Below are 25,939 nucleotides of genomic sequence, written 5' to 3' on the forward strand. Positions count from 1 at the left end.
GCTATAAGTATTTTTTTTATACCTCACAAAAAAACAATAAGGATTTTCTTAATGATGAAATCTTTCTTAATTTTGTTAAATTAAACGCCGTCAATATCCACTAATTCATAACTTGGCGGTCATATTGTTTAAATATTTTTTGTTTTTATATGTTCGCTAAACGTTGTTTAATTATTTGACTATCAAATTTTTGTATTTGGACAAATTTGACCAAAATTTTTCTTGTCTTGCATTTTATTTTTATTGCAAAGATTAAACATTAAGCGGCGTGAAAGTTCTCAAAATCACTGGGCGAATGAGTGTAAAGCGATTGCGTAAAGAACTCTACGAAAAAGAAGGCTTACGCATACGGGTATATACTTCTGCCACAAATAGTGAAATAGCCTCTGATGATAGTACTTTACGTAAGGTATCATTTATGCGTATTCCTACGAGTTTCATAGAGTTACGGGGCAATATGCTCGTGGATAATTTTGAAAAACTATTTCTTGAACGCTTTGGTGTGAGAATAGAGGTTTTGGGCAAAGATGGTGAAGCCGTGAGTAAAGACCTCTCGCTCAACAAAGCAAATCTGAAAGAGCAAGTTGTATAAACTTGAAATAAACTTAAAAATCAATGTTCAATCCTTAAAACCAAAACAACTATGGCAGATTTCAAAGTAAGCGGCAGAATGACCGTGAAAAAACTTCAAAATTTTGCTAAAGTATTAGCAGTATTACTAATTTCGCTAACTGCTTGTAAAAAAGAGAAAAAAGCAGCTGATCCTGTAGATCACAAATTAGAGGTAACAGCCGAACTCAGCGGAGATTTAAAGGATTACTTTAAGGTTACGCAGGCTATAATCAAAACCAAAGATCCTTGGGAAACAGGAGAGTTAGAAGCCGACGAATTAATGGTTGAATTTGAGAAAATATCAGATGATTTACCTTTTGAATTAAACGATCAACAACCTTGTAAGTCGAATAGTGGCGGGCAATACACTTGGTGTATAATAGTAGATTTAATGGAAGAAAATGGAAGCCCATTTGATACTAATTTACAATATAGTGACTACGAAGCAATGAAAAATCTGATTACTGCAAAAAAAGGCGAAAAACGCTGGGTAAAGTTTACGATGGGCTATGATAAGAAAAAAACTTATGCAAAAGCAAAAAAACTACAAGCAAACTCAAAGGTAGAGTATGAACCCAGACCAAAGTCAAGCAGTTCATCTAGTGCTTCTGCTTCTAGTAGCGATTCGGAAGGTGATTGTAGTGATTTTGTAAGAGAGTATGATAGTTTTGCTTCTAGCTACATTAGTTTAATTGAAAAATACAAAGCTAATCGAAATGATATTTCTATATTATCCGAATATCAGAGTATGGCTTCAAAGGCGAATTCTATGCAAAGTAAAGCAAATTCATTGTCTTGCAGTCCGGCAGATGTAGCAAAAATTTCTGAAATTCAGGTGAAAATTGCAAATGCCGTAAGTAAACTTTAATAATGCAAATAAAAGTGGAGACCCGTAACCACTGAAAAAAAGAGGCGTTTTCCGAAAAGCCAAAAGAGTAGGAGTAACCTAAAAAAAATTAAGTTTATGAAAAAGTTTTTATTCTTTGAGGTATTGATTATGCCTTATGTTGTTAAAATCCTATTTTGGTTAATAGAAATAGTTTTATTTATAGTATCACTCTACTTTATTTTTTTTGAAAAAATGGGTAAATTCCCAGAACGTTTACTTGTTGGGTTATTAGGTTTTTCATTTATTACCATTATTGTAAGACTATTTCTTGAAACTTGGCTAGTAATTTTTGGCATCTATGAACAATTAAGAAAAACTAAGGATTTACTTAAATAGTGCTTCATTAAAGCAGGTTTCGTAGCAACAATCTCTACGAAACCTCGTTTTTATCTTAAGAATCAACTCTTATGAAAGCTATACAATTTTTACATCCGGGCAAAGAATATCTGTTTTCCCAAAAAGATAGAGATATTCATTATAGTGAAAAGGAAAAAGTTCGCTACTGGAATTCGGTAGATAAGCATTTTCGTAAATACTTAAAAGCTAGGGGAGAATATTTATACAATCTTTCTCAAAATACACAAAAAGGAGATTTGTATTTTTGGGGAGAATGGGAAGGTGCAAGTTATTATGAAAGTCTAAATTCTAATGTTCCTGCATTCTTACATAAACCAACTTTGAATTATAAACCTAACGAAGTAGTCTCTAACACTGACCCTTTTGTGTTTGCTTCAACCTTTTACTACACCAATTGTATGCAACATAGTAAGAAAGTACTAAGGGGACTTCAAGAGAATGATTTGATACTTTTTGGTTCGTATTCGGAAATGGGCTTTTTGTTAGATACATTATTTATTGTAAAATCAGCCAAAAAGTTTGATGAAGTAAAGTATAATCAATATCCTAAAGCCCTTGTGGAGCTTACTTTAAAGCAGTTAGACAAAAATAAAGAGTGTGCTCTCGAAATAAACCCTTGTGAGTCAGTAAAAAAATACAATGAGTGTAAAGAGCTGACTCTCTATGAAGCGAAAATGTTTAATGATGATAACCATTACTTTTCCTTTGTACCTTGTCATACAAAACTAGAAAATAACTATGGATACGAAAGACTTTTGCTAAATTACGGAGATGATTTTATAGGTTTAGGAAAACTTACCCAAGGCATTAAACAACTAAATCTATTCCAACCAAAGGTAATATGGAAAAAAATCGTAGATGAAGCATTAAAGCAGGGGTTTGCTTTAGCTACAAGTTTTGAGGAAATAAGTAGATAAGGCTTTATTCCAAAACCATAAGCCCCCAATTGGCAATAAGCGAAAGAATAATACCGATATATTGCCATTGGGTTAATTTTTCTTTGTAGATAAATAAACCTATTGCCAAAGGAATGGTGTCGCCTGTTACTCGTATTATCAGCAAAGAAGATAGCGGCACAAGTAGATAGGAAAGATTGCTAAAATATACGCCTAATGCTCCTAAAAAGGCTATTAACAGCAAAAACAGAAAACTCTTGCCCGAAAGAGCAAAAACTTGGGTAAGTTTTCTTTGCCAAAATAGTTGAAATCCACTGACACATAAAATTGTCAGTTCTAAAACAAAGCCAAATTGCGAAGGTCCTAATTTTTCAGTAGCTTCTTTGAAAAAAGCATAACTGATTGTCCAAAAAATACTCGCTAAAACTGCAAATAGTATGCCTTGGCGTTGTAGTTTAGCTCTTTCCGAACTCGCCTTTAAGGCAATAAGCAAAGAAGCAAAAAAAGAAATACCAAATAAAATAGCTTTTTGCCATACAAATGGCTCTTTATAGTAGATAATACTCCACCAAAAATGAAAAACACTTTTCAAAACTAAAAATCTTCCAATGAGGCTCAAAGGCAAATATTGCTGTGATTTTACAAAAAAATACAAACCCCAATACGAAATAAAAGATATTAGTACCGAAAAAATTACATCTTGCCAAGAAAAATGGTAATTTTCTTGCATAACCCAAGCCACAATTCCTAAAAAAGCAGTAGTCCATAAGTTGCGAATAAAAATCCCTTTCTCTGCTGAAACTTCTCGTAAGGGTACTTTCCAAAGCGAATCGGCAATAGCGAAAGCAAAATGAACAATCACTACACTGGTAAGTGCAATTACTTCAGGCTTCATAAATTTCAATCTTGAATTTTGCTTTTTGCCTCAAAATGCAGATTTTTGCTTGAAATTACAAACGTTTTCAATGGAAAACCTACTGAATAATTTTATAGAGAGTTTTTGGCAAAAATTCCCTTTTTTACTCCCCGAAATTAGCATTACTATCGGTTTGAATCTCCTGCTTTTGATTTCACTTTTTGAAAAAAAATGGCAGAATAAAATTTGGTTCGCCTCGCTACTGGAAGGTTTATATGCCCTTATTCTGCTTGTTTCTATGTACTTGACGTATCAAATGCCCCAAGAGACTTTTTTCCCTGCTTTTCGTCAGATGATTTTACTTTCGACTTTGCTTGTGGCAATTTTTTTCCCAAAGCCAGCTCAAATTGCTCAAAATAAAGTTTTGGGTGAGTATTACTTTCTGCTTTTGGCGGCGAGTTTGGGACTTATGCTTATGCTCAAGAGTCAAGAGTGGCTCAGCTTGCTTATTTCTTTGGAGCTTTCGGCAGTAGCTTTGTATGTGCTGGTAGTACTTTCTTGGCAGAAAAATAGTTTGGAGGGTTCTCTGAAATATTTGCTATTTGGCATAATGGCTTCTGCGATAATGATTTATGGAATTTCTTGGCTTTATGGCTTGCAAGGGAGAGTTTTGAGCTTTGAAAATATCTTTTGGAAAATCAGTAACTCCCAACTGACTTATGTAGCTTTTATTTTGGTGCTTTCAGGCTTTTTACTTAAAATTTCCGCATTTCCTTGGCACATCTGGACGCCCGATGCCTACCAGATTGCCCCTACTTCGGTAACAGCATTTTTAGCTACTGCCCCCAAAATTGCCAGTACAGCGGTATTGTACAAAATTTCACTCGCCTACGAGCCAGTGTTGCCTGTTTTGCCTCAGGTCTTCTTTCTGATTGCAGTGGCAAGCATTCTTGTTGGTAATCTTGTAGCTTTTTGGCAAAAAAATCTCAAACGTATGCTTGCGTATAGTTCAGTAGCCAATGCGGGTTTTTTGCTTATAGCTACCAATCTGTACAAAAGCAATGATGAAAAAATCTTTTTATTTTTCTTGTTGGTATATGTATTGGCAAATTTTTTACTTTTTGCTTTGGCAGAGCATTATGAAACCAAGCATCAGATTATAGAAATTCAGGCATTTGAAGGTTTAGGACAAAAAGATACTTTCTTAATGATAGCAATGTTTGTGGGTTTTCTGACACTTGCAGGTTTGCCCCCAACGGCAGGCTTTACGGCTAAAATGTTGCTTTTCTCTTTGCTTTGGGAAAAATACCAAAGCTCACAGGAAAGTTTCTTACTGATTTGGCTTGTTATAGGTTTATTGGCTACCTTTTTAGCATTGTTTTATTATCTTAAAATCCCATTTTTGGCTTTTTTTAGACCTTCTAAAAATTTTCAAAGACAAAAAAACTTACGTTTGTATTTATTAGTATCGCTTTTATTACTTTTGCTTTTGCTTTTATTTTTCCGTCCTTTTTTGCTTTTTAAGTAAGTTTTTCTATCTTGCCTTCGGCAAAGCTATGACACTATGACCGAGGAGATACTCAAAGCCCTAATGCAGTTATTTGGTATTACGGCTTCTTTGGAAGGAACACAACCCACTTATAGAAATTTAGTAGAAAATTTTTTGCAAGAGCATCTCAGCCCCGAACAGGTGCATAAATACTTGCTTATTTTTGAAGAGTTTTCTAAACTTCGCACCGTAGAAACAGACGATAGTGGCTTAAAACTTACAAGCACGCGTATTTCTTCGCGTATGCTCGTGATATGCACGCGTATCAATCAGGAACTTACTCAACAGCAAAAACTTGTTGCTCTTATCAAAATGGTTGAACTTATCGCCGCCGATGGCGAAATTAGCCCTAATGAATGGGAGTTTATTCATACGGTTGCCTCTATTTTTAATTTTGAGCAAAGAGAAGTAGAAAATTTTATCAATTTTATTACGATTGATTACATTGAAAAGCATTTCCTTGAAAATACGCTTTACATTACCCCCTTTGCCAATATTCATTATGCATACCATTTACATCAGCCTCATTTGCAGGGCTTTATGCTTATTCTGCGAGTTCCAAACCTTGAAACCTATCTTTTCAAATATATTGGTGAGCAAGATTACTATCTGAACGGCTTTTTGCTCAGAAGCGGTCATATTTATTTCCTTTCACCGGGCAGTGTTATCCGAGGAGGACGCATAGAGGCAATTTATTACAGCGATATTGTTAGCATTTTCCGAAAAACCAAACAAGAGCAAAGAATTTACTTGGAAGCAAAGCGTGTAACACATCTTTTTGCAAGCAAAAAAAATGGTATTCGGGAAATTAGCTTTGCTGAAAGCGGAGGCAAACTCTTGGGCATAATGGGAGAAAGTGGAGCAGGCAAATCTACTCTTTTAGAAGTACTTAATGGAAACTTGAAACCCCATAGTGGCAAGGTGCTTATCAATGGGCGTAACGTACATCAAGAAAAATTAGAGGGTATTATCGGTTATGTTCCGCAAGATGATTTACTGATTGAGCATTTAAGCGTTTATGATAACTTGTACTATGCGGCAAAATTGAGTTTAGGCAATCAAAATGAAGCACAAGTTCAGGCAAGTGTAGAGGAGATTTTGAGAGATTTGGGCTTGCAAGAAGTTGCTCACTTACAAGTAGGCTCGCCTCTGGAAAGAACCATTAGCGGTGGGCAAAGAAAACGCTTGAATATTGGTTTGGAGCTATTACGCAAGCCTGCCATTCTTTTTGTTGATGAACCTACTTCGGGGCTTTCCTCTCGCGATTCAGAAAATATTATGGATTTGCTCAAAGAACTTGCTCTGGAAGGCAAACTCGTGGTAGTAGTGATTCATCAGCCTTCGGCAACTATTTTCAAAATGTTTGATAAATTGCTCATATTAGATACAGGTGGCTATCCGATTTATTATGGCAGTCCTATTGATGCAGTGCCTTATTTTCGCAAGCACGCAAGGCAGGTGAGTCGTAGCCAAGGCGAATGTGGCGAATGTGGTAATATTGATGTAGGGCAAATTTTTGATATTATTTCCGCAAAAATCGTTAATGAATACGGACGCTTTACAGAGAAGCGAAAAATTTCACCTCAACAATGGTACGAAATTTATCAAAAAGAACAGGAAAGTCAAGCCAAAAATGAAATTCCCATTCAAGCCGAAATTATTAACCAACGCATTCAATCCCCCAACCGAATTAGGCAATGGTGGATATTTTTGAAAAGAGATTTGAAAAACAAAGTAAATCATTCTCAATACTTGCTTGTCAATTTGTTACAAGCACCCCTTTTAGCTTTTGGTTTGGCATATGTAAATCGCTATCACGAGCCCAACAAGCCTTATACATTTGGCGAGAATGAAAATATTCCTGCATATATTTTTATTGCTATCATTGTAGCTCTTTTTTCGGGATTGGTAGGAAGTGCCGAACAGATTATCAGCGATAGGAAAATTCTGAAAAGAGAGGCTTTTTTACATTTGAGTCGTAATAGCTATTTGCTTGCCAAAGTGGCGGTGCTTTTTATGCTTTCTTTTGTACAAACACTGGCTTTGGTATGGATAGGTAATGGCATCTTGGAAATTCGTGGAATGGCTTTGGAGTATTTTGTAGTGCTTTTTTCTTGCTCGGCTTTTGCCAATGTTTTGGGGCTGTTGATTTCAGATGCATTCAAATCCGCAGTAACGGTCTATATTCTGATACCTTTGTTGCTTATTCCTCAACTCGTTTTGGGCGGTATCGTAATTCGTTTTGATAAAGTAAATCCAGACTTTAAATTTTCTGCCCAAGACCATATTCCTTGGTTTTCGGAGTTTTTGGCTTCTCGGTGGGCTTTTGAAGCTCTGATGGTGGTACAATTCAAGGAAAACGCCTACGAAAAACCCTTGTACCCTTACGATAAAATTATTGCTACTGCCGAATACAAAAAGGTGTTTTATTTGCCCGAGTTGCAAAAACTTTTAGATAAAGCCCGAAGTAATCCATATCAGTCGGGGCATATTTTTTGGCTTATTCGTAATGAACTTACCAAAGAATTAGAAAAGATAGATAGAAAAGAAATTCCAACGCTTTATGCTCTTACCGAGGCTAAAAATATTGCAGGTACTTACAGCCAAATTGAAAAGATTTTCAAAAATATCAGAAAATATTACAAACAAGAGCAACAAACTGCTACAAAAGACAAAGATGATTTTTTACGAAAAAATCCTGCCCATCAGAACCTTCGGCAGAGGTATCATAACGAAGCGGTAGCTCGTTTGGTAAAACAACTGGATAGCGAGCAGAAATTGGTTGTCCTACAAAAACACATAGAACCCATTGCAAATGCTGTTTATATTGATGCTCAAGATGCTTCTGCTCATTTTTTTGCTCCCAATAAAAAATTGGTAGGTGAAACCATAACCACTTTATCTTTCAATTTGGCTGTTTTGTGGATAATGATAATTGTTACTTATTTTGTTTTGTATTTTCGTCTGCTGGGACGCTTTGTAAAATGGCTGGAAACACTTTTTTGGAAACTCAAATTTACTTTTGGGTAAAAGGGAATTATTTTTTAGATTTGTGATAAGAATTTGATATATCCTGACTAAACATTGATGTATGAGGGTTTTACTCCTTCTGATAAGCCTTTTTTATTTTTTAGTAGCGAATGCTCAAACTTCTGCCCGAAAGTATGTTATTCAATTTTTGAGGGTACATTCCCGAGAGCATGCTCATCTTTTGCAAAAATATTACCAAACCAATTCGGTAGTGCATTTACCTAGTGCTACTATCAATATTGGTAGGCATTTGGATTTTATGATTTACCTTACTGACACTACTCATAGAGACGTGATTATTCACGAAATACCATTGATGATTCACGAAATCTACCACGATTATTCTCGGCGTGGAGCTTTCAAGTATTTAGAAGAAAAGCCTCAACTTTTTGAAGCAGGCAAAGAATATTTACTTTTTTATTTTGACGAGAATAAAGAAATTTTTACAGAAATAATCCCTACTTTTCCCGCTACTGAAATCGCCAAGATTATTCCAAACAATTTGCGTGAAGAGCGTTACAAAAACTTTATTGATACCAAAAATCTTGCCTTACTTCCACAGAAAATAGGTTTTTTGGGGCTTTTAGATGAGTGGAATGGTTTTTTTCATCAGACTTGGGTGGCATTTGAAAGCAGGGAGTTTTACGAGAGAGAATCCTTCCAAGACGCTAAACATTGGGAAGGTTATTTTTCAAATTATTACGATAGCTATCACGCATATGTAGAGTTTAAGTATTATATTCTCAAATACTTACAATATGCCAAACACAAACACCCCAAAATTTATGAAAAAATAGTGTTGAACTCGCAAGTAAAAGCTATTTATAAGGAAATTGATGAGCGTTTTAGAAAAGTTTTAGAGGATTTTACCAAATATAAGCCTTTGGTATTTGATTTTTTAGAGAAAAAAGGCATACATCTTGCCGAAGAGGTACATAACGAACACACCATTTTATTTATTATGGGCATAGGAGTAGATACGCAAGATAGAATTTTTAAGCTCTACGAAAGAGCGTTGGAAGATGAAGAGTTGAAAACGTTAGATTTTCAATTAAAGAATTGATTTGTGTTTTCAAACCTTGATTTTATTATGGGGTATTTGTATATTTTTTTGACCATTGTACTGACAGCCTACGGACAGATTATTCTCAAATGGCGTTTGAACCTTAAAGGTTCAATGCCCGAAGGGTTTTTGGCAAAATTGAATTATTTTTGGCAAGTTTTTTGGGATTTTTGGGTGATAAGTAGTTTTGCTTCGGCATTTTTGGCAAGTTTTACGTGGATAGCCGCACTTACGAAATTTGATTTATCATTTGCTTATCCTTTTACCAGTATTGCTTTTATACTTGTACTTTTTTTGAGTTATTATTTTTTTGCAGAGCCACTTTCTTGGCAAAAAATTGCAGGTACATTTCTAATTGTTGCGGGCATTATTTTGCTGGCTCAGAGCAAATGATTTTCTCAAAATTTTGCTTTTCGGGCTGATAAATATACAAATACTTAAAACCTTTTTGTAAGGTTAGTTTTTTGAGTTCGTCTATGGAAAAGCCTTGTGTCCAGGTTTTCTCGCGTAAGCTGTGGTCGTAATAGCCATAGCCGTACGCACCTACGGGATATTTGGGGTGTGGTAAGCCACTGAGGAGAGCCATCCCCGAAATACCTACCAAAAACATTCCGTCTTGGGTTGCTAGCTCTGTTTCCCACTGCGGGAAGTGGAGTTTATGAAAAGGAATATACAATAAAGCTTCCTTTTTTTCAGAAACAGGTAGTTTGTCTAATTCTGCGATTTTTTGGGCAAATTGATAGTAGCTATTTCGTTGGAGTTTGATTTGCAGGCTATCGCTGAAAAGTTTTTTGGCTTTATGCCAATCGGGGTGCTGGGGCTGGAATAAGTTTTCAAGATAATGTGTAGCCTTCCAAGAAAAATCATTGATTTGCATAATTTTCTTGCGAGCTTGAAAATTCGCTTCCCACGAATCGTTAAAATTATTTCGGTACATCATATACATCAGCAGGGCTATTCCTATAAATACAGGATATTTAAGCCATTTCCAAAAAACAAAACGCAAAGAAGGAATAAAAGGGAAATATGCAAGTAAAAGAGCCGCTGCTATAAATCTTTGTATGCTCAAAAAATACATTCCTGTACCACCAAAAAGAGCAAGCACTATGTTGGGAGCTATGCCTGCCAGAGCAACTATCCATAGCAATTCAATAAGAATTGTATCAGTTCTGCGAAGCCAATGTTGGAAACTGATTTTTTCATTCCAAAGATAAAGAAAGGTTACCAAATACAAAGTGCCATAAAAGACTATCCAAAAATTGAAAGCTTCAAAATGTTCTTGACGGAAAAAGTGAAACCACTCTATTCGCCCTTCATAGCTTTTTTCCTGACTACTGAAAGGAGTAGTTTCAGCGGTAAAAAGATAACAAATCACTAAATTTGCTAACATCAACAAAATCCAGAACCAGTAGTACCACTTTTTAAAAAGATTTTTCCGTAAAAACCAATACCCTGCTCCTGCTGTAATAGCTACTACAATAGCAACGTGAGCCGTACCCAAAATAAAACTTGCCAAAGGAAAATATACCCAAATAAACCACTGATTGAGCTTTTCAACTCGTTTCCAAACTATAATTAAAGTTTCAATAAAAGCGAAAAATAAAGCTAATGCAACGACATAGGTATGGCTTTGTATAAAGTGTAGCCCTAAAAGTCCTCTTGTGTAGATATTATCGGGCACGGGAAATAAAAAACACAAAAAAAATATCCAAAACCAGAAAGAAGTGGGTAAGATTTTGTTTGAGTTTTGTTTTTGGTTGGCAAAGAATTCATAAAATCTTTGTATAAGTTCTAAAAAAGCAAATATCCAAAAGGCAAAAAATATAATAGGATAAGTGATGTTGTAATATTGATGAATAGGTATTTCAGAAAAATAAGCCAAATGCCCGTTGAGCCAATGCGTGAAAACATTATAGTTCATTGGTACGACGCCGTCTAAACCTGTGGTAAAAACTTCATAAGTTTGAAACATTTTAGCACAAGCACTATGATACACCGTATCCAGATAGGTATATGGTAAGTTCAGTGCAGAAAAGTTTTCAAGAAGTATAGGGGAAAAAGCAAATTTGTAAATATGCCCCAGTAAATAACTACCCACTAAAAGTGCCAAAAATGCGTATCCTGCTATTTTCTTCAAAGGGAAAGTTCTTTGACTTAAAACCACTCCCCAAGTCAAAATTCCAACGAGAAGCCCTACTAAAGCCACTATCCAAGATAAAAACCCTATCCACTCGGCATAACGTTTCAAAAACCCCAAACTTGCTAAACTGAAAAGTAAATATATGCTTTGAAGGCTGTATGTTCTCCACCAAGTAGATTTTGAAGGCTGTGGTAAGAATTGAGGAAAAAGTAAAATGAACCAAGCTGTTCCTAAACTTTTTAATAAAGTTTCTAAGGGCATCTGAAAGCCCCAAATATAGATTGGAATAATGATGGTTACGAAAAAACTGATGATAGAGCCAAAAATTGCACTTTTTCGGAGATGCATAGTTTCTTTTTTTGAGCAAAACTAAAAAAATGGCTAAAAAACAATATAATTTAAGAAAAGAAAATGTTGAAGGAAATGCTAAAATTACCTACTTACTCAATAGATTTCACCACACAGGCACACATACGTATTTGGCGAATTTTATGCCAATTCCATAGGTATGCTAAAACGATACCCATAATGCCTAAAATATCTAAAAAATGCCTGTGAATAAACAACTGACTTATCAGAATAAAAGCAAAAGAAAAAATCAGCAAAACCAAAGGATAGAAAAACTTATGCAAACGGAAATCTTTCCAAAGCACTGAAAATCCTATAAGAAAGCTCAAAAAAGTAACGGAAATTTCTACTTCCTCCGAAAACCACTCGGCTACAGCAGGCATAAAAGCGAGCAAAACAGGCGTGGCAAGGCAATGCAAACCACAAAGCAAAGAAAGCGAAAAACCAAATTTGGTTAAATATTTATGGTAAAAGTTTCTCATTTTTTCAACTTTGTTGCAAATATACATAAAAGCAACAAAGTTGCAAATATTTTTGTTCAATCTAATGGTAAATTTTTTTCAAAATCGTAAAGTGTAAGCAAGCGAATTTTATAGTATCCTATCCAGATAGTTTCAAGTTGTTTTAGATAATTTTGTTTTGAAAGGCTTTGGCTGGCAAAGGCTCTTTCTAATTCGCTTAAATTAGTATTGCCGTTCAGGTATTCTTGGTAGGTCATTTGATATACTTTTTGAGCAATCATCTGATTTTTTTTAGCAATATCCAATTGTTTTTGAGCCGCAAACCAGTTTTTTATTTGTAGTTCCAACTCCAGCTCCATTTCTTGCATTTCTCTTTCAGTTTCTTGCAAAATCATTTCTTTTTGTAACTGAGCGACTCTCACTTGCGATTTTCCTCTCTGCCAATCAAGAATAGGAATTTGAAATGAAACGCGAGCATTTTCTTGGTCTTTTACCTGTCTATACACATCTCTGATGGTTTGCCCATCTTTTGAAAGCCCAAAAGCCAGTGAAATATCGGCTTTCAAACCCGCATTAGCACGTGCTTGGGCGAGTTCTTTATCTGCTTCAATGATTTTTCTTTGTATTTCAATACTTTTGCGACTATTTTTGCGAAAACGCTCCAAAGCTATTTCCAAATTTATTTCAGCTTGCAGTTCTTGGGGGTAATGTAGTTGTACGCTTTCGTTAATCTTAAAATAGCTCTGAAATTGCCTTAATGCAAATTCATATTGATTGCGAGCTTGCATTAGTTCTTGCTCAGTTTGTAAATGGTTGATTTCATTGCGTAAAAGTTCGTTTTCTGTAATTTTTCCAACAGAAAAACGCTTTTTAGCTAGTAAAAAAAGACTATCGCTGAAGATTTTTTGTTTTTCCAATAGTTGCAAATTTTCTTGCTCTAAAAGTAATTGGAAAAATAACTGCATACTTTTTACTTTCGCCATTTCTACATCTTCTTTGAACTTTTTTTGCGATTCTTGATAGCGGATAGGCTGAATTTTATTTTCCCAACGCATAGCATTAAAACTACCCAAAGGTTGTCTGATACCCAAAAGAGCAGGATAAGCAAGGTAAGATACGGCATTAGTAGGTTGAAAAACATCTATGCGGTTGAGTTGTGAGGAAGCAAAAATGGTTGTACCTGTGGAGGCAATGTTTTGGGCAATAGAAAGTTCTACCAGAGAAGTTGCTAAACTACGCTCACGAAAAGCCTCGACACCATCGTTTTGGGTTACAGGGATAATAGTTCTGCTAAAATTAGGCAAATCGCCATTGAACATTAGGCGTGGTCTGTTGTTGGAAAGGTGATAGCGGTATTGCCAAAAACTAATTTGGAACTCTTTTTCTGCTCTATGGAAATCAAAGGTTTGAGAGCCAGACCAACGTAAAACATCTTCTAAACTGATATTTTTTTGAGCAAATATTGCGGTAGTAATGAATAATGTTAAAATTGTAAGCCAAGTTTTCATTCATTGCACGTATTTTGAGGCTTAAATTTAAGAGATAAACTGAAAATTTTGCAAAAAAGTGGATAAAATGTTGTAAAAAAACGTTTATTTACCTTTGAAAGAGTAGCATACTTCCAAATCTAATAGAGCTATGGTTAGGAAAATTATCAGGCGAAAAAGTAAATTACAGAGCAAGTTCATAGACCCCTTGCTTTCTTGGGTATGGTATTCCTTTCCTATGCAACTACTTGTTTTGAATTTACGCAAAAATCACTTTTTGGTACTTGCGTGGCTTTTGCTCATTGGCATTGTAACGGATAGCGTTGGGAGTATGATTGGGCTTTCTTATCTTTTTTTAGAGCCCGAATACATCAACCGAGTAAATGAATGGAGTATGGGAATTTTGGGGCTTACTCTTGGAGGATTTACAATGTCGTATCAGATTACTTGTTACTTGTGGGACGGGCATCGCTTTGGTTTCCTGGGGCATCTGAAATATCCTTTTCTGAAATTTTGCATCAATAATAGTTTTTTCCCTACGCTTTTTTTGGTGGTTTATTTGTGGGAGTTTGTAGTTTTTGCAAGAGAAAATGCTCTGGAAACAGAAATTGATATATGGTTAGAGGTTTTGGCTTTTTTAATTGGTTTTTTCCTGATGTGTAGTTTTTTCTTTTTCTATTTTTACCTAACGAATTTGGATATTTTCAAGGTAGTGAATCGTGTTACCGAAGGATTGAATGTAGGTTTGCGAAAAGTGAAAATTGTAAGAATGAATATCAAAGAGCGGTACGATTCGGCTCGGCACGATAAAATACGAGTGGATTACTACTTTGCTACACCCATTTCTTACAAAAAAGTGCAGGAAATGATAGGCATTGATAGACAGATTCTGATGAAGGTCTTTAACCAAAATCATATCAATTCAGTCATCATTCAATCTACGATTTTTATAGCAGTGATGATTTTGGGGTATTTTGAAGAAAATCCTTATTTTCAAATTCCTGCGGGGGCGAGTTTGGTGCTACTACTCACTTTGGGCATTATGTTCGTGGGGGCTTTTACGTTTTGGTTTAAGCGGTGGGTATTTACGGCTCTGATAGTTTTTATTTTAGGGTTCAATTTTATTACCAAAAAAGAATGGTTCAATCAGGCTTATGAAGTGTACGGCATAGATTACGATACTCCCCAAAAACCTGAATATTCTACTTGGTCGGTAAAAGAAGCAGTAAATGATGAAAACTTCAAGAAAGATTATGAGGAAACCTTAGAAATACTGAACAATTGGAGAGCTAAATTCCCTAAAAAAGAAAATCCTAAAATGGTACTGATTTGCGTGAGTGGTGGCGGACAGCGAGCCTCGGCTTGGGCAATGCGTACTTTACAATATGTAGATAGCACACTTGGGGGCAATTTAATGAACCACACCGTGCTTGTTTCTGGAGCTTCGGGAGGGCTTGTGGGGGCGGCTTATTTCCGAGAACTTTACTTGCGTCAGCAACAAGGCGAAAAAATTGATATTTATGCCCAAGAATATTACGAAAATATCACCCGCGACAACCTGAATGCCATTGCTTTCAGTTGGGTGGTAAATGATATTTTCTTCCGTTTCCAAAAATTCAATTACAAGGGGCGGACTTACTACAAAGACAGAGGCTATGCCTTTGAGCAACAACTCAATGAAAATACCGATGGTGTGATGGATAAAGCTCTTTGTGAATACAAAGAACCCGAAAAAAAGGCTCTTATCCCAATGATGATTCTTTCACCTACTATCGTCAATGACGGCAGAAAGCTCTACATTTCACCCCAAAATGTTTCTTATATGTGTACGCCAAGCCTTTTTCAGAAAAGATTTCTCAACCAAAAGACCAAAGGGGTAGAGTTTTTGCGTTTTTTTGAAAAACAAGATAGTAGAAATTTGCGTTTTCTGAGTGCCTTGCGTATGAGTGCCACTTTTCCTTATGTTGCACCTAACGTAAAACTTCCCTCCAATCCTGAAATGCAAATTATGGACGCAGGCATATCCGATAATTTTGGCGTAGAAACAGCGGCTCGCTTTTTATATGTATTCAAAGATTGGATACAAAAAAATACATCGGGGGTGGTGTTGGTTTCTATTCGGGATACTCAAAAAAACAAGCCTATTGAAAAACGTATTCAGCAATCTTTGTTTCAAAGACTTTTCACTCCTTTGGAAGGAATTTATATGAACCAAGAGTATATGCAAGACATCAATAACGACAATCTTATTGAGTTTGTGCAAGGGGCTATGCCTAAAACACAAATCCACCGAGTAGAATTTGAGTATGTACCCATTTCTAAAAATTTAGATGAAATTCATAAAGCCCTTGAAAACCCTGATAAATACCCAATGCCCACTAAAATAATCATAGAACGAGCGGTTTTGAGCTGGCATCTCACGAAAAAAGAAAAGGAAAGTATTCACCGAACCATTTACGAATTGAGAAACTTTAATGCCGTACGTTATTTGGCTTCTTTGTTGGGAATTGGAATATAACTTGGGAGTTTTTCTAAAAAAATATTCCATTCGGCTTGCCACTCTGCCAAAATATTTTCCCATTGCTTGTGGTCTTTTTCTTTAAGCATTTTTTCAGCCCAAGCGGTTTTTTGGGCAAAACGGCTCAATCCTAATGTAGCAGTTGCTCCCTTGATAGTATGTAAGGTTTTCAGTATTTCAGCAAAATTTTCTTTGGTTAGATTTTCTTGTATTTCAGCGATTTGTATTTCGGTTTCGTTGATGCACTCCTGCAAACTTTCTAAAAGCATTTCTTTATTTGTAAGAGCAATAAGAGAGTTCCACACACTTTCATCAATCCAAGTATTTTGGCTATCTTGATTGAAATGAAATTCGCTTGTTGGGGCGGTCAGTTTTTGATACAGGCTTTCCAAACGAATTGGTTTAGCGAGATAGTCGTCAAAACCTTCTGAAAGCAGTTTTTGGCGGTCTTCTTCCATTGCATAGGCTGTAAGAGCAATAATGCGAGGCTGTTTAGCTAAATTCATTTTTCGGATAAGGTGTAAAGCTGTTATGCCGTCAATTTCAGGCATTTGGATATCCAAAAAAACAACCTCAAAATTTTCTTTGGTAAGCCATTCAAAAGCCTGTGGAGCATTTTCGGCTATTTTTACTTCTGCTCCTAAATTTTTGAGCATTTCAGATGCCACTTTCCGATTGATAGCATTGTCATCAACTAAAAGCACTGGCAAAGGCTTTTCCAATTTTTGCCAAATAATATTTGGTGAGAGTTGTTGTGCTTCTGCTTGGCTGATAGGGGCTTGGAAAGTAAAGTAAAAAATACTGCCTTTGCCTTGTGGATTAGGTAAAAAACTAATTTCACCCTTCATCATTTCAGCAAGTTGTTTAGAAATGGTTAGTCCCAAACCTGTACCACTTTGAGTTTTGGCTGTGGAGCTATCAATTTGGCTAAAAGCCTGAAAAAGTTTATGGCGGTCTTTTTCTGCAATACCGATGCCCGTATCAGAAACACTAACTTTAATTTTTTGTTTTTCTGATTGCCTTTCCAAAAGTTCGGCAGTTATGTTGATTTCTCCTTTTTCGGTAAATTTAATCGCATTGGCGACTAAATTGGAAAGAATTTGAATGAAACGCGTTTCATCTATTTCTAAAAACTGACTGATTTGGTTATCTATTTGTAAAGTAAGAGAGTTTTGTTTTTGTTTGGCTTGGGGCAAAAATAAATCATAAACTTTCTGCAAAGTATTCTGAAAATGAATACTTTTGGGGAAAAGTTGCATTTTGCCTGCTTCTATTTTAGAAAGGTCAAGAATATCATTGAGAATGTGCATTAGCGTTTGAGACGACTTTTTAAGAGTTTCTACGTACTCTTTTTGTGTTTCGTTTAGGGTGGTAAGGCTCAAAAGTTCAATCATTCCGATAATTCCATTCATTGGAGTTCGGATTTCGTGGCTCATATTTGCCAAAAAAATCTCTTTGACTTTCAAAGATTGTTCGGCAACTTCTTTGGCTTTTTGCAGACTTTCTCGGATTTTTTTATTTTCTGTAATATCGTGAGCAATAGCGGCAACTTCTTCAATAGTGCCATCGGGTGAGGGGATAGGGTTCAGATAAACTTCTTGCCAAACGGTATTGCCGTTGATATCACGTGCTTTCACTTCAAAGTGCTGAATTTCGCCTGTAAAGGCTCTTTTCATTTTTTCTTTCCAAAAAGCCCGCAAGCCGTCTTTTTCCAAAGCATTTCGTAAAACGTCTAAATTTTCACCAATTTTAGGCGTAATGCCATATTGAATTTGCAAAGCCTTGACATAGTTTTGATTGAAAGCTGTAAATTCTCGTTTTCTATTCACCGACCACATAATATGCGAGCCACTTTCAAAAATAGCTTTCAGGCGGGCTGTTTGGCTCATTAGTTCGGCTTCTATGCGTACTTTATCGGTGGTATCGTACATTATTCCACGTAAAGCCACAGGTTTGCCGTTTTCAAACCGAATGCTGACTTTGCCTTTGAGATAAATTTTCTGTTTGTGCTTGCTCAAAAGCACAAGTTGAAATTTAGATATTTCCTCTCCTGCAAGCAGTTGGCTCAATTGCCGTAAATACGCTATGCGATGTGAAGGAGCTAAAAGTTCTTGAAAATTTAGGTGAGGGAGTTCATCAATAGAATAGCCTAATTTTTGCGTAAAAATACGATTTGCAAATAAGATTTTACCTTCGGCGTTGCAGACAAAAATTAGGTCGTTGGAGTTATCAAATAAATCTTGTAGAGCCGCATTGCTTTCTTGCAGTTCTTGGATAATATCTTCATTGAGCATTTGCCTTAGGCGTTCAATTTCGGCAATTAGTTCGGCTTTGCTGATATTTTCTAAATTCATTGGGCAGATAGGTTTTGCTCTAAATTACAAAATTTCATAATCAAAACATTTTACTACTTGGGCAAAATAATGAAAAATTCTGTGTGTGGCTTACATTTTGGGGAGCATAAAAAAATGACTTTCAAAATGAAAGCCACTTTTTCAACTACAAAACACTTATCTTTTCTGTTGCTTTATGTACGAGCAAAATTAAAAAGCCTTTTCAATGCTCCAACATAAAATTGACGAAACTACCTAAAAAATCTATGAAAGTATGTTTCTGATAGACTGAGCATTCATAAATTTTTGTTTAATTGATTTTGAGCAAATATCTTTACTGCTCCATATACATAATGATAACCGCTTTTCTATCTTTGGGATTTCCGTTTGTTTCGGCATCGGAGTTTTGTAGGGCATACATTTCTCCATAGCCCTTGGGGACGACTTTTTCGTTTGGAATACCTTTTTTAGCCAAATAATCCATTACGGATTTGGCTCTTTTGCGAGAATATTCTACATTGGCTTCGTTTGTGCCTTTGGCATCGGTATGTCCTTCTACCAAAACACCCACTACTTTGCGAACATCTCTGCCCTGCAAAATTTGGTCAATGCGGCTTGTGAAATCTTTGGAAAGTACGGCACTGGCGTTATCAAAATAAGCTGTATCGGCAAAAAGTCGCATAGAAACGCTTTCGGTGAATGTGGTCTGAAGGCGTACAATGTCCTGACTGGCGGTTTTATTGCTTTTACGAGCCATTCCATAATATACGCCTATGCGTCTTTTTTGTCCTGTGGAAAGAGTTTGAGCATTCCACCTCATCAGTACGGCGGCATCGGTGTAAGGGCAATTGCAAGGGGTATAATCCCAAACAATTTGATGAAAATAAGGCCATCTGCCAATGGCAAGTTCATCAGGTTTCACAGCTTTTTCTTTGGCAGTAAGAATTTCAGCGGTGTGGTCGCTTAAATCACGAGCTTTGCGGTATAAAAACACCTGTTTGGGTACGTGTTCGCCTGTATATTTGGTTTCTACATCAACCATAGTGCCGTCTCCATCAAGTTTTGGAGCATCGTTATCGGCAATCATATTGTCAATGAGCAATTGAAAAGCAACCTCACGAGGTTCAAGGCGATTGTTTTCAAACTCGTACTCAATAAGGTAGTAACGAGCAGGAGAGAGGCTATCTACTTCTTTCAAGTTGTCATCAACAGGGATAAGTCTTTGCGTAATGGTAACGCCTTCAAATTTGAATTCCATTTCGCTGAATTTGCGATTGCCTACTATTTTGAATTTCTTTTTGGTGCAAATCTTTTTTACACCGGGCAGTCTGCCATAATTACTGGCAAATTTATCACCTACTTTTACAACAAAATGAGAAGTAGAAGCAGGGATAGGAAAACCATACATCAGACGTATGCCATTAGCTCCTATCGTAAATCTGCCGTCGTCAAGTCCGCCACAATCGTTAAATTCGCTTGCACCGCTGGTGCTTGATGTACCTTGTGGCTTTTGGCAAGTACTAAAAATAATTGTAAAAAAACATAATACTGCGAAAATTCGCATAGTGTTCAGGGTTTTGTTTAACTTTTCTACAAAAATAACCCTATTCCGATAACAAAGATATACGTCATTTGTGGTATTTTTTCAAAAAACAAGTTTATTATTTGCAACTTTGTTGCAATATGTTTATTTTTGCAACAAAGTTGAAATTAGAAATGAAGTACAGATTTTTACTTGCTTTGGGATTTTTGCTAGGGGAATTGCACGCTCAATGTACGGCAAGCATACACGGACATATTTATCAGAAAGATACTAAAATTTCTTTGTCAGATGTACAAGTGCGGATAGAGCCTTTGGGTAAAATTCTACAAACCAATGCCGAAGGCGAGTTTGAACTACTAAACATATGCGAGGGAGAATATCAAATTTTTTTAGAAAAAGAGGACTTTTTGCCTTTGCATATTGTTGTAGAGCTTAAAAAAAATGAGCATTTCCATAAAGATATTTTTTTGCAGGCAGATAATCAGGCGATAGCAAGTGTGGAAGTGCTTGGAAGTATGGAAAAACCATTTTCTACCCAAACGCAAAACTTTTTAATCGGGCAAGAACTTGAGCTATTGCGTGGTAAGACTTTGGGAGAAATGCTCAAAAGTATCACAGGAGTTTTTACTTTCAATACGGGTGCGGGTATCAGCAAGCCAATGATTCACGGCTTGCACTCACAAAGAATTACGATACTAAACAACGGCATACGCCAAGAAGGGCAACAATGGGGCGAAGAACACGCTCCTGAAATTGATGTTTTTTCGGCTGAACAAGTGAGTGTTATCAAAGGGGCGGCAGGGGTTCGCTATGGCTCTGATGCTATGGGGGGCGTTGTGATGCTCAATCCTTTACCATTGCCTACCGAAAAAAAGCTCCACGGAAAGGCATATCTGATAGGGCATAGCAATAACCGAATGGGAAATTTAGCCCTGCAAATAGAAAAAGCCTTCGGCAAAGGCTGGGCTTGGCGTTGGCAAGGTTCTGCAAAGCGAGGCGGAGATTTTCATTCGCCTACGTATGTGCTTTCTAATACGGGTGTGCAAGAGCTTAATTTTGCAACTACTTTGGGCATAGAACGCAAAAAATGGCAAGCAGAAGCCTATTTAAGTCGCTATGATGCCGATATTGGCATTTTACGTGCCGCCCACACAGGTAATATTAACGATTTGGCGGTTTCTATTAGCCGCCCTGAACCTTGGTATGTAGCTCCTTTTACGTATGAAATTCAAAATCCTCGTCAGAAAATTGTACATTATTTAGCCAAAATAAGCAGTAAAATTACCCTTGACCATTTGGGAACACTTTCTTTGCAATATGCTTTGCAGTGGAATGATAGAAAAGAATTTGATATACGCCGAGGGGGGCGTTCTACTATTCCTGCTCTTTCTTTGCAACTGCAAACACACACTTTTGATGCTGTTTTAGAACATCACGCTTGGAAAAACTTTCAAGGCTCTTTGGGAGCAAGCACACTTTGGCAAGATAACTACAATGTGCCGGGTACAGGCATTACGCCCCTTTTGCCCAATTTTACCAACTTTTCGCAAGGTATTTTTTGGGTAGAACGCTTCGTAAAACCTACATACGAGCTAGAATGGGGTTTGCGTTATGATTTTCGCCATACCGAAGTGAGAACTTTCCAAAATCGGGTGCGTATCACGCCTAACTATCAGTTTCATTGGGGAACTGCAACTTTGGGGTATTTGTACCGAAAGTGGCAAAATATTGTAATGAAAACAAATTTTGCTACTACTTTTCGTCCTCCGCATACTGCCGAGCTGTTTAGTCAGGGTTTGCATTTAGGAATAGGAAATATTCAGCAGGGATTGCTTTTTGAAAATGGCTCGCTGAATCCTGATAAAAATTTTGCTTTGGAAAAATCTTATAAATGGATTGGCACAATTCAATATCAGAAAGGTGCTTGGCAATGGGAAATAAGCCCTTATCATCACTGGATTGATAACTTTATCTATGCTACGCCTACCGATATTCGTCTCACTATTCAGGGCTATTTTCCTGTATTTAGTTATGTGCAAAGAGATGTAGTTTTGCGTGGAATAGATGCTATGCAAAAGTTTCAGCGAGGAAATTGGCAATGGCAAAGTAAATTTTCATATCTAAATGCTTTTGTCAGAAAAAATAATGAAGCGATCATCAATATGCCTCCTTTGCGTTGGGAAAATAGATGGGCTTGGGAGCGAAAAAATTGGGGAAAACTACAAAATACTTCGTTTTTTGTAAGTGCTTTGTATGTGGCAAGGCAGAATAATGCTCCTCGTGTGATAGAGCCAAGCCGATTTGAAAATATTAGCAGTGAAGAAAAAGAGCAAATTCTTGCAGAAGGGACTTTTGATTTTATGCTTGCTCCCGCGGGGTACTGGCTTTGGGGTGCGGGGGCGAGTAGCACATTCAAAAATCTGACAGCTACTTTGCAGGTAGAAAATTTAACAAATACTATTTTCCGAGATTACTTAAATCGTTGGCGTTATTATGCCAATGATGTAGGCAGAAATTTTATTTTACAAATTTCTTATATTTTTTAGTTTCACTCAAAACCTATGTTTTATGAAAAATTTACACAAATTTTCGGCTTTTTTGCTTGTGGGAGCAGTATTTTTTGGGTCTTGTAAAAAAGATGACCACGACCACAATCACGCTCACGAGCAAGAACTTATTACAAAGGTTGTAGTTCGTTTTAGTTCGGGTGCTGAAACGGTAACAATGACTTGGGAAGATACAGATGGCTTGGGAAGTAACCCACCTGTAATTCAAAATGGCAAACTCAAGCCTAACACTACTTATGATATTGATATCAGCATTGCAGGCGAAGGAGGCAAAGATATTACTGCTGAAATAACCAACGAAGCCGATGAACATCAGGTTTATTATGGTTTTCCTTCTACTTTATTCAATAGTTTTCAGTACACCGACCAAGATAGCAAGGGCAAGCCCTTAGGGTTAAGAGCCAAAGTAACAACTATTCCAAATACTGGAGGCGGTAATTTGCAAATATTGCTTGTGCACGAGCCTATTAAATCTCAAAATTTGGCATCTACGCCTTGGGTGTATAATCCGAATATTGGTGGAGAACAAGATTTCAATATTACTTTCAATGTTACGGTAGCACCCTGAAAATTTTATCAAAAAAATTTGCAAGAAGGCGGTTAAATTACTACATTTGCAGTCCCAATTGAGGGAGTAGGTCCTATAGCTCAGTCGGTTAGAGCACCTGACTCATAATCAGGGGGTCCTTGGTTCGAGCCCAAGTGGGACCACTTCAAAATCAATAACTTACAAAGCCCTTACAAAAAGGGCTTTTTTATTTGCATAACAATTTGCATAACATTTGGACAGATATTTGAAACTTCACACAAGGTATCCCCTTTTTTTCGTCATATTTCAAATCAAAGTAAATTTTGTATCAAAGTAAAGAATTTTTACAGTTTTGAAAATTTTTACAGATGAATTAGAGAAAGTTTATAGAATTTTTCAAGAAAAAAAGTATTTTTGTTTGATTAAAACTTATATTTCATCATTTTTTGCTTGCTCTTTGTTCAAAAGATTTGCAGATAAAGAAAAAGAGATTCTATTCAAAAAATTCAAAGATTTTGAGGGGAAGGTAGCATAACCTATCCTATCGATAGCTTGTTATCTCTGATTACAGAGTTTTTACGACACGGCACTGGTAGCCCCCAAACAGACTACGCCGAATTATACTACCTTAGAGTTTGGCTTCCCCATACAAATAAAAGTGAAAAATGTTTGAGAAAACACTATGGCGTGGATTGCACCCACCGCACCCTTGGGCTCATAGGGTTGCCTTTTTGAGGAATAACTTTTAGAGAGCCTGCTATTCCACGAGCATACGACACATAGTGTTTGAAAATACATCAAAAATTATGCTAAAAGTTTCGTCTAATAACAAAATTTTGAAGACCAAAATCCCATAATTTCTAAGAGAAAACAAAAGGCTCACAATCAAGGAAAAACCCTTGCTTAAAGTTTAATCCGATAAGTATTAGAAATGAGCCCCTTGCGGCCATTATTCTATCTCTTCATCTTCCAAATCATAATCATCTAAATCCACAGCACCTTTACGATACAAGCGTAAAAATACTTTTTTGGCGAATTTCTCTTCTCTGCTTTCGCCTTTGATGTCTTGAATAATTTTTTCCAAGCGTTCTAAAAACGCTAAATGCAGTTGCAGTTTGCTTTTTGTTGGTGATTTCATAAGGGTAAATTTTAAGGTTAAACTTGTTGCGGAGGTGGGACTCGAACCCACGAGGCTTTCGCAGAGGCTTATGAGACCTCCCGGCTAACCAACTACCGACACCCCGCAATATGAATTTGGTGGAGTTTGGAGGTATTCGAACCTCCGACCGATCGCTTGTAAGGCGACTGCTCTGAACCAACTGAGCTAAAACTCCAAATTTAATATTTTGCAGTGCGAAGGGTAGGAGTCGAACCTACATAGCTGGATTTTCAGTCCAGTGCCTTGACCACCTTGGCTACCTTCGCCTAATTTGAACAAACAAATTATTTAATTTTTAGCAATAACTTACAATCCTAAAAATTGTACTTTTTTAGGTTTTGAATTTTTTACAAAATATTCCCTTTCAGTCAGAATTTTATATTCTTGCCGACCGGGTAAGTTCAAACAAAAAGCCCGAAACTGCTTACTTTGCGTTTCGGGCTTTTGCTCTGAGTTATATCAAATTTGCCTTATGTTCTGGTATTTTTTATTTGGCTACAACTCTCTACATACGCCCAAAACGCAGATAAGCGAACAAATTCACGCTTGCCGCTTTCTTGCATCTTGTTTTGCATAAATCCATATGTAAAGTAATGTAGCATTGAAGTTTTTACGTTTAATTTTCTTTGCAAAGATAAGATGATTTTTTGTACTTTCCAAATATTTTTATAAAATTTTTTTGAAAAAAATTAAAAATATTACTTTTTTTGTGTAAAAATTTGATATTCAGCAACTTGTTTTTTGAGTTAATTCTCTTCCTTATAAACCTGCATAGAGTCGGCAAAATGGGCTACTTTGGCAACCACAGAAAGGTAGTCGTTGTACAAATCAACAATTTCCAGCAAATCCGAGGGAGCGTGGTTAGGGTTTTGATAAATTTCAGCTACTTTTTTGAGTTTCGCATTCTGAACGTGAAAGGTCTTAAAAATCTCTTTCAGCAGTTCATCGGTAGAGGTAGCAAAATGCCCTGAACGAATGTAAAAAAGCGTATCAGCTTGCATCATAAATTCAGGAAAATCTTGCAAGAGTTTCTCTACAAGCAGTTGAGGCTGTTTAAGGTTCAGTACAAAGTAACTACGCAAATGAAATAAGCGTTTTTTGACTTCTAACTCGCAAGCCAAACGTAGGTCTTCCATTGAAATATGCACATTTTTGAAAACATCATCACCCCAAATGAGGCTATTTTTTACTTTCATATCAGTAAATTCAATAGGGAAAACATCGGCAGAGGTTTTTACCTCTTCTTTGGTGATGATGGTAGGCTCTAAATTGAAAGATTTTCGGGCTTTGGAAACAGCTTGCGAAATATTTTCAATATTTTCTACTTTGGCACTTTTCAGAACAATAAGCACATTGATTTGGGCATTGGAGTTTTCAAAAACTTTATGCGTAACTGAGCCATAAAGATATATCGCCAAGAGATTATCGCGAGCGATAACATCAATTTGCTGGGCAAAATCTTGCAATTTTTCTTGTAAATCTTTGGGTAAAGAAAGCTGAACAGGAGTGCTTTTACGTGCCATAATGCTTTTGTTTTTGGGTAAATCTAAAAATTTAGTCTAAAACAACAAAATTTGCCTCAAAAAAAATCTTTCTCAAATA

The 25,939-nt window shown here is 36.4% G+C and carries 19 protein-coding genes and 4 tRNA genes; 12 read left to right on the forward strand and 11 right to left on the reverse strand.

Annotated elements, in window-relative coordinates; genetic code table 11:
* Positions 1 to 268: 268 nt before the first annotated feature.
* The 4 genes from Rain11_RS11000 (at position 269) to Rain11_RS11015 (ending at position 2,775) form a co-directional block, all read left to right on the forward strand.
* Positions 269 to 592, forward strand: a complete 324-nt coding sequence (locus tag Rain11_RS11000; RefSeq protein ID WP_133121574.1) for a hypothetical protein — start codon at positions 269 to 271, stop codon at positions 590 to 592.
* Between the two features lie 51 nt (positions 593 to 643).
* Positions 644 to 1,480, forward strand: coding sequence for a DUF6591 domain-containing protein (locus tag Rain11_RS11005; protein WP_101359423.1), 837 nt, complete (start codon positions 644 to 646; stop codon positions 1,478 to 1,480).
* A 96-nt stretch (positions 1,481 to 1,576) separates the two neighbouring features.
* Positions 1,577 to 1,837 carry a DUF4282 domain-containing protein gene (locus Rain11_RS11010; RefSeq protein WP_101359424.1) on the forward strand — a complete coding sequence of 87 codons (261 nt, stop codon included), beginning with the start codon at positions 1,577 to 1,579 and terminating at the stop codon, positions 1,835 to 1,837.
* Between the two features lie 71 nt (positions 1,838 to 1,908).
* Complete coding sequence (locus Rain11_RS11015) at positions 1,909 to 2,775, forward strand: hypothetical protein (protein ID WP_101359425.1); 867 nt, start codon at positions 1,909 to 1,911, stop codon at positions 2,773 to 2,775.
* Between the two features lie 4 nt (positions 2,776 to 2,779).
* Here the strand turns inward: Rain11_RS11015 and Rain11_RS11020 are convergent, their stop codons facing one another.
* On the reverse strand, positions 2,780 to 3,649 hold the full coding sequence (locus Rain11_RS11020; protein WP_101359426.1) for an EamA family transporter: 870 nt from the start codon (positions 3,647 to 3,649) through the stop codon (positions 2,780 to 2,782).
* Between the two features lie 70 nt (positions 3,650 to 3,719).
* Here Rain11_RS11020 and Rain11_RS11025 point away from each other — a divergent pair, with 70 nt between their 5' ends.
* The 4 genes from Rain11_RS11025 (at position 3,720) to Rain11_RS11040 (ending at position 9,645) form a co-directional block, all read left to right on the forward strand.
* On the forward strand, positions 3,720 to 5,138 hold the full coding sequence (locus tag Rain11_RS11025) for an NADH-quinone oxidoreductase subunit N (RefSeq protein WP_101359427.1): 1,419 nt from the start codon (positions 3,720 to 3,722) through the stop codon (positions 5,136 to 5,138).
* A 36-nt stretch (positions 5,139 to 5,174) separates the two neighbouring features.
* Positions 5,175 to 8,189: an ATP-binding cassette domain-containing protein gene (locus Rain11_RS11030; protein WP_101359428.1), complete on the forward strand. Its 3,015-nt coding sequence runs from the start codon at positions 5,175 to 5,177 to the stop codon at positions 8,187 to 8,189.
* A gap of 61 nt (positions 8,190 to 8,250) precedes the next feature.
* A complete protein-coding gene (locus Rain11_RS11035; RefSeq protein ID WP_101359429.1) occupies positions 8,251 to 9,252 on the forward strand; it encodes a hypothetical protein in 1,002 nt (333 codons plus the stop codon).
* 27 nt (positions 9,253 to 9,279) lie between these two features.
* Positions 9,280 to 9,645, forward strand: coding sequence for a DMT family transporter (locus Rain11_RS11040; protein WP_101359430.1), 366 nt, complete (start codon positions 9,280 to 9,282; stop codon positions 9,643 to 9,645).
* Here Rain11_RS11040 and Rain11_RS11045 read toward each other — a convergent pair.
* The 3 genes from Rain11_RS11045 to Rain11_RS11055 all read right to left on the reverse strand — a co-directional run bounded on the left by Rain11_RS11045 (position 9,620) and on the right by Rain11_RS11055 (position 13,709).
* Positions 9,620 to 11,740: a hypothetical protein gene (locus Rain11_RS11045; protein WP_101359431.1), complete on the reverse strand. Its 2,121-nt coding sequence runs from the start codon at positions 11,738 to 11,740 to the stop codon at positions 9,620 to 9,622. The genes Rain11_RS11040 and Rain11_RS11045 overlap by 26 nt on opposite strands.
* Before the next feature lie 92 nt (positions 11,741 to 11,832).
* The gene (locus Rain11_RS11050; protein ID WP_165778125.1) at positions 11,833 to 12,222 is read right to left on the reverse strand and encodes a MerC domain-containing protein; all 390 of its coding nucleotides are present in this window, start codon (positions 12,220 to 12,222) and stop codon (positions 11,833 to 11,835) included.
* A 56-nt stretch (positions 12,223 to 12,278) separates the two neighbouring features.
* The gene (locus Rain11_RS11055) at positions 12,279 to 13,709 is read right to left on the reverse strand and encodes a TolC family protein (protein WP_101359433.1); all 1,431 of its coding nucleotides are present in this window, start codon (positions 13,707 to 13,709) and stop codon (positions 12,279 to 12,281) included.
* Positions 13,710 to 13,839: 130 nt separating this feature from the next.
* Here Rain11_RS11055 and Rain11_RS11060 point away from each other — a divergent pair, with 130 nt between their 5' ends.
* Positions 13,840 to 16,206, forward strand: coding sequence for a patatin-like phospholipase family protein (locus tag Rain11_RS11060; RefSeq protein ID WP_101359434.1), 2,367 nt, complete (start codon positions 13,840 to 13,842; stop codon positions 16,204 to 16,206).
* On the opposite strand, the gene Rain11_RS11065 is transcribed toward Rain11_RS11060, so the two are convergent.
* The gene (locus Rain11_RS11065; RefSeq protein WP_101359435.1) at positions 16,173 to 18,560 is read right to left on the reverse strand and encodes a PAS domain-containing hybrid sensor histidine kinase/response regulator; all 2,388 of its coding nucleotides are present in this window, start codon (positions 18,558 to 18,560) and stop codon (positions 16,173 to 16,175) included. The two genes, Rain11_RS11060 and Rain11_RS11065, sit on opposite strands and share 34 nt — an antisense overlap.
* A 313-nt stretch (positions 18,561 to 18,873) precedes the next feature.
* Positions 18,874 to 20,103, reverse strand: a complete 1,230-nt coding sequence (locus Rain11_RS11070) for an OmpA family protein (RefSeq protein WP_101359436.1) — start codon at positions 20,101 to 20,103, stop codon at positions 18,874 to 18,876.
* Between the two features lie 152 nt (positions 20,104 to 20,255).
* Here Rain11_RS11070 and Rain11_RS11075 point away from each other — a divergent pair, with 152 nt between their 5' ends.
* The 3 genes from Rain11_RS11075 to Rain11_RS11085 all read left to right on the forward strand — a co-directional run bounded on the left by Rain11_RS11075 (position 20,256) and on the right by Rain11_RS11085 (position 23,360).
* Entirely contained in the window at positions 20,256 to 22,628 is a 2,373-nt protein-coding gene (locus tag Rain11_RS11075; protein WP_165778126.1) for a TonB-dependent receptor, read from the forward strand.
* A 22-nt stretch (positions 22,629 to 22,650) separates the two neighbouring features.
* On the forward strand, positions 22,651 to 23,217 hold the full coding sequence (locus Rain11_RS11080; RefSeq protein ID WP_101359438.1) for a hypothetical protein: 567 nt from the start codon (positions 22,651 to 22,653) through the stop codon (positions 23,215 to 23,217).
* Between the two features lie 69 nt (positions 23,218 to 23,286).
* A tRNA-Ile gene (locus Rain11_RS11085) sits at positions 23,287 to 23,360 on the forward strand.
* Between the two features lie 767 nt (positions 23,361 to 24,127).
* Here Rain11_RS11085 and Rain11_RS11095 read toward each other — a convergent pair.
* From Rain11_RS11095 to Rain11_RS11120, 5 genes are all read right to left on the reverse strand, one after another.
* The gene (locus tag Rain11_RS11095) at positions 24,128 to 24,316 is read right to left on the reverse strand and encodes a hypothetical protein (RefSeq protein ID WP_101359440.1); all 189 of its coding nucleotides are present in this window, start codon (positions 24,314 to 24,316) and stop codon (positions 24,128 to 24,130) included.
* A 26-nt stretch (positions 24,317 to 24,342) separates the two neighbouring features.
* A tRNA-Met gene (locus Rain11_RS11100) sits at positions 24,343 to 24,424 on the reverse strand.
* Between the two features lie 9 nt (positions 24,425 to 24,433).
* Positions 24,434 to 24,512 (reverse strand) — tRNA-Val (locus Rain11_RS11105).
* Positions 24,513 to 24,530: 18 nt separating this feature from the next.
* Positions 24,531 to 24,603, reverse strand: a tRNA-Phe gene (locus Rain11_RS11110).
* Between the two features lie 480 nt (positions 24,604 to 25,083).
* Complete coding sequence (locus Rain11_RS11120) at positions 25,084 to 25,860, reverse strand: hypothetical protein (RefSeq protein ID WP_101359442.1); 777 nt, start codon at positions 25,858 to 25,860, stop codon at positions 25,084 to 25,086.
* Positions 25,861 to 25,939 lie beyond the last annotated feature (79 nt).

The sequence above is a fragment of the Raineya orbicola genome (genome assembly GCF_002843425.1).
Lineage (GTDB): Bacteria > Bacteroidota > Bacteroidia > Cytophagales > Thermonemataceae > Raineya > Raineya orbicola.